Here is a 5,109-nt window from a genome sequence, read left to right as displayed (position 1 = left end):
GCGGCGATGTCCGGCGCGTCGGTCGCGCGCGGCAGCGGTGCCGCGGCGGTCACCGTCGCGGGCGCTGCGGCGGCAGCCTCAAAGGCATTGAGCCTTGCGCCCAGCACCTTCACCTCGTTGCGCGCCTTGCGCGCGAACAGGAAGGCGACGATGGCGATCAGCGTCGTCACAAAACCGAAATCGTCGAACATCGCGGGACCTTGTCTTTTTCTTCCTTCTCCCCTTGTGGGAGAAGGTGGCGCCGACGAAGTCGGCGACGGATGAGGGGTATTGTTTTCGCGGCTACCCCTCACCCGACCGCGCTGTCGCGCGGCCACCCTCTCCCACCTAGCGAAGCTTCGCTTCGCGCAGGGGAGAGGAAAGAAAGAAGCTTCATCGCGCAACAGCCCCGTCTATGTGCGCGCCTGGAACATTTAAGTTCAACCCGCGCGGGCAACTTTCAACCCGGACTCACTCGATATCGATCCGGAACGGCCGCCCGATCACCGTCATGCTGCCGGGGCCCATCTCGTCCAGCGCCCGCACCATGCGGCCGTCGCGGCCCAGCGCCCGGTCGGCCAGCGTCACCAGCAGCCGGTTCGGCTGGGCGATCGGCGAGGCCGCGCGGATTTTTTGCGCGATGTCGCGCTCGTCGCGGCCGGGGTTCAGCATGCAGGCGGCGGCAAAGGCGCTAGCGGTGGAGCGGCTGATGCCGGCATAGCAATGCACCACCAGCGGCGCGGCGCGGTCCCAGCCGCGGATGAAGTCCAGCACCTGCGCGACATGCGCCGCGTTGGGCGCGACAAAACCTTCGGTATGCTCGGTGATGTCGTCCATCTGCACCCGCAGATGGTTGGCCTCGAGAACCGACGCCGGCCGCTGCACCTGCGCGACATTGGCCATGACAGTCAGCACATGGCTGGCGCCGGTGTCCTTCACGGTGGCATGCAGATCGGCGAGCGAGCAGACGTGGATCATGAGAGGTCCTAGGTTGAGGGGATTATAGGCCGGGGCTTTCCGCGCTGGAAGTGTGTGACATGAAGCGATAGCGGCGCTGCTCTTTTCCCTCCGCCAAGCGGCGCGCAGTGGGGAGGGTCGCGCGTTTGAGAGCGAAGCGAACAAACGTGACGGGTGGGGGCGGTCGGAAGCGACGGAGCTTGCCGCACCACCCCCACCCGGCCGGCCTTCGGCCGGCCACCCTCCCCACGCTTCGCGGGGGAGGGAAAGAACGCGCCGCGTGTTACGAAACCACCGCCTCGAACCGCGCCAGAAACCGCTTCTCCGCTTTCCCCGCGGACCACGGCGTCAGGAAATCCGCTTCGGCTTCCGGCGATAATCCCGGGTCCTTGCCGAACAATCGCTTCGCTTCGGCTTCCTTGAAGCCGGCGAGCCGCGTCGCCTCGAGATAGGCCGCGCCCATGTCGGCGGCCTTGATCTGCTTGGTGATCGCATCGGTGAGCACCGGCGGCAGGCCGAAGCGGATGTGGATGGCGGCGAGCAGGCGATGCTCGACCACCTTGTAGGCGCCGCCGATCACCGCCTTGAACGGCGAGATCATGTCGCCGATGACGTATTCCGGCGCGTCGTGCAGCAACGCGGCCAGCCGCACCGAATGATCGGCCGATGGCACCTGCTCGCGCAGCACGGCTTCGACGAGGAGCGTGTGCTGCGCCACCGAGAAGATGTTGGGACCATGGGTCTGGCCGTTCCAGCGCGCGACGCGGGCGAGGCCGTGGGCGATGTCGGCGACTTCGACGTCGAGCGGCGAGGGATCGAGCAGGTCGAGCCTTCGGCCGGACAGCATGCGCTGCCAGGCTCGCGTTGCGACATCGGAAGAGAACTTGGATTTGGCCATTACTTCACTTTGGGCTTTGGCACTTTAAGCGCCGGCGCTTTAAGGCTTGTCGCTTTCAGTCTCGGCGCGCGCTGCTGGCCGATGCAGCGCTCATGGCAGTAGCAACTGACAAGATGGTCGTTGACCATGCCGGTGGCTTCCATGAAGGCGTAGACGATGGTGGGGCCGACGAACTTGAAACCGCGCGCCAACAACTCCTTGGAAATCGTCGCCGACAGCGGCGTCGAGGGCGGCACGTGGCCGGTGGTCTTGAACTTGTTGACGATCGGCCGGCCATCGACGAAGTCCCACAGGAATTTCGAGAAGCCGGCGCCTTCTTCCATGATCTTCAAATAGCCCTTGGCGCTGTTGATGGCGCCTTCGATCTTGGCGCGGTTGCGCACGATGCCGGCGTCCTGCATCAGCGCGTGCACCTTCTTCTCGTTGTAGCGCGCGATCTTCTCCGGCTGGAAATCGTCGAACGCGGCGCGAAAATTGTCGCGCTTGCGCAAAATGGTGATCCAGGACAGTCCGGCCTGAAAGCCGTCGAGGATCAGCTTCTCGTACAAAGCGCGGTCGTCATATTCCGGCACGCCCCATTCGGTGTCGTGATAGGCGACATAGAACGGATCTTCGCCGGGCCACGGGCAGCGTTTCTTGCCGTCGGCATGCAACAGAGCAGGCTTGCTCATGCAATCGTCTTCTTCGGCGCGAAGCCGCGCACGGCGTCGGGGTCGGCAAAATGGATCGGCGCGTCGCCGGCGAGGAACGGCGCCCCGGCGTCGAGCGCGTCGGTGGCGCGGTCGGTGCGGATCAAAGCGAGTCCTCGGCCGTCAGCGGACGACCCCATGGTGCCGATCGGCTTGTCGGCGGCGCGGATCTCGATGCCGGGCGCCGGCGCCACGCCGTCGAGGACGACGCCGACGATGCGGGTTCGCGCGGTGCCGCGATGCTGCATGCGCGACACCACCTCCTGGCCGACATAGCAGCCCTTGTCGAAATCGACGCCCTTGAGGCGGTCCATGTTGCTCTCATGCGGAAACGCGTCGCCATAGGCGAAGTCGATGCCGCCGCGCGGCACGCCGACGGCAATGCGATGCGCCTCGTAGTCGGCTTGATCGACCAGCTCGGCGCCGATCAGCGCGGCGGTTTTTCCGGCCAGCTCCGCGGGAATCAAAATGCGAAGCCCGAGTTCGGCGTTGCGTGGGTCGGCGTAAGTGAGGTCGGGCTTCAATCCGGGTTCGCCGTCCCACACCGCCAGCACCCCCAGCGAATCGGTGAGGTTCTCCACCACCACCTTGGCGCGCAACTTGTAGAAGCCGAGCTTGGTGGCGAGCGGCTGCGCGAGTTCGCGCGGCAGGTCGATCAGCAGCCCGCCGCCGTGGCCGGCGGGGGCCTCGGTGACCAGAAAATCCGCCACGATCTTGCCCTGCGGCGTCAGCAGCGCGCCGAACCGCGCGGTGCCCGGCGTGACCACTTCGATCTCGGACGTCACCAGGTTGTTGAGAAAACCGCGCGCGTCGTCGCCTGACAGTTTGATTACGCCCCGGTCCGGGAGAAACGCTGCTTTCATGGGGGAATTCTCGATAATTGGCCCGGAAATTCGTGGCGGCTGCCGGTGCTGGATATCACAGCCAAAGCTAAGCCGCTAAGGTGCGGACAACAAGGCCCGCGGCCGATTCAGGCGGGCGGTCAAAGCAGAACGAGATCCATGACCCAGACCTTCGATACGATTCTCACATCCGGCACCGTCGTCAACCAGGACGGCGAAGGCGTGCGTGACATCGGCATATCCCGCGGCCGAATCGCCGCGATCGGGTCGCTGGGATCGGCCTCGGCTGGCGAGACGATCGACTGCAAGGGGCTGCACATCCTGCCGGGGGTGATCGACACCCAGGTGCATTTTCGCGAGCCGGGGCTGACGCAGAAGGAAGACCTCGAGACCGGATCGCGCAGCGCCGTGATGGGCGGCGTCACCGCGGTGTTCGAGATGCCGAACACCAATCCGCTGACCATCGACGAGGCGACGTTCACCGCCAAGGTGAAGCTCGGCCATCACCGCATGCATTGCGACTTTGCGTTCTTCATCGGCGGCACCCGCGACAATGTCGCGGAGCTGCCGGAGCTCGAGCGGGCGCCGGGTTGCGCCGGCGTCAAGGTGTTCATCGGCTCGAGCACCGGCGCGCTGCTGGTGGAGGACGACGAAAGCCTGCGCCGCATCTTTCAGGTGATCCAGCGCCGCGCCGCATTTCATGCCGAGGACGAGTACCGGTTGAATGAACGCAAGCACCTGCGCATCGAGGGCGATCCGCGCTCGCATCCGGTGTGGCGCGACGAGACCGCGGCGCTGCAGGCGACGCAGCGGCTGGTCAAGCTGGCGCACGAGACCGGCAAGCGCATCCATGTGCTGCATATCTCGACCAAGGAAGAGATCGACTTCTTGCGCGATCACAAGGACGTCGCGTCCTGCGAGGCGACGCCGCATCACCTGACGCTGGTGGCGCCGGAATGCTACGAGCGGCTCGGCACGCTGGCGCAGATGAACCCGCCAGTGCGTGACATGAGCCATCGCGACGGCATCTGGCGCGGCATCGAACAGGGCGTCATCGACGTGCTCGGCTCCGACCATGCGCCGCATACGCGGGACGAGAAGGACAAGATCTATCCGGCGTCGCCGTCGGGCATGACCGGGGTGCAGACCCTGGTGCCGATCATGCTGGATCATGTGAATGCCGGGCGGCTGTCGCTTGCGCGCTTCGTCGATCTGTCCAGCGCCGGCCCGGCGCGGCTCTACAACATCGCCACCAAGGGCCGCATCGCGGCGGGCTATGATGCCGACTTCACGGTAGTCGACATGAAGCGTTCCGAGACCATCACCAACGATTGGGTGGCTTCGAAGGCCGGCTGGACGCCGTATGACGGGGTGAAGGTGAAGGGCTGGCCGGTCGGCACCTTCGTGCGCGGGCGAAAAGTGATGTGGCAGGGCGAGCTCGTGACACCGGCGCAGGGCGAGACGGTGCGGTTTCTGGAGACGCTGCGGGGGTAAGCAATTCTAACGCGATTGCCGAGAATGTCGTCCCGGCCAAGCGAGCGAAGCGAGCGCGAGCCGGGATCCATAGCCGCTGTCGTCGTTGGTAACGTGGGAGCGGCCCCGGATTGGCCGCAGGCGCGGAGGCTATGGGTCCCTGTGTAGTTTTGATCTGTCATGATGGGCTGCGGGCGGTATGCCGTTGGGTCCCTGGTCGCGAAGACCGTGAGCCGGCCTGGCACCCGCCCGCTTCTGCACCACCCAAACC

At 65.6% G+C, this 5,109-nt stretch carries 6 protein-coding genes; 1 reads left to right on the top strand and 5 read right to left on the bottom strand.

Going from position 1 to position 5,109, the window contains the following annotated elements:
- The 5 genes from JWR89_RS02975 to JWR89_RS02955 form a co-directional block, all read right to left on the bottom strand.
- A partial coding sequence (locus JWR89_RS02975; RefSeq protein WP_299711644.1) for a hypothetical protein occupies window positions 1-191 on the bottom strand: 191 nt, incomplete at its 3' end.
- Window positions 192-450: 259 nt separating this feature from the next.
- Window positions 451-957, bottom strand: coding sequence for a protein-tyrosine phosphatase family protein (locus JWR89_RS02970; protein WP_299711641.1), 507 nt, complete (start codon window positions 955-957; stop codon window positions 451-453).
- A 262-nt stretch (window positions 958-1,219) separates the two neighbouring features.
- Window positions 1,220-1,834, bottom strand: a complete 615-nt coding sequence (locus tag JWR89_RS02965) for an HD family hydrolase (protein ID WP_299711639.1) — start codon at window positions 1,832-1,834, stop codon at window positions 1,220-1,222.
- The gene (locus JWR89_RS02960; protein WP_299711636.1) at window positions 1,834-2,505 is read right to left on the bottom strand and encodes a DNA-3-methyladenine glycosylase I; all 672 of its coding nucleotides are present in this window, start codon (window positions 2,503-2,505) and stop codon (window positions 1,834-1,836) included. Before JWR89_RS02960 ends, JWR89_RS02965 begins: the two co-directional genes overlap by 1 nt.
- On the bottom strand, window positions 2,502-3,386 hold the full coding sequence (locus tag JWR89_RS02955; protein WP_299711634.1) for a folate-binding protein: 885 nt from the start codon (window positions 3,384-3,386) through the stop codon (window positions 2,502-2,504). The genes JWR89_RS02960 and JWR89_RS02955 overlap by 4 nt, the downstream gene beginning before the upstream one ends.
- A 138-nt stretch (window positions 3,387-3,524) precedes the next feature.
- On the opposite strand from JWR89_RS02955, the gene JWR89_RS02950 reads away from it, so the two are divergent.
- On the top strand, window positions 3,525-4,859 hold the full coding sequence (locus tag JWR89_RS02950; protein WP_299711631.1) for a dihydroorotase: 1,335 nt from the start codon (window positions 3,525-3,527) through the stop codon (window positions 4,857-4,859).
- The last annotated feature ends 250 nt before the right edge of the window (window positions 4,860-5,109 follow it).

It is taken from the genome of Tardiphaga sp. (assembly GCF_028290785.1).
Classification (GTDB): domain Bacteria; phylum Pseudomonadota; class Alphaproteobacteria; order Rhizobiales; family Xanthobacteraceae; genus Tardiphaga.
Note: the sequence above shows the minus strand (reverse complement) of the source record. Positions and strands in the feature narration are given on the sequence as shown.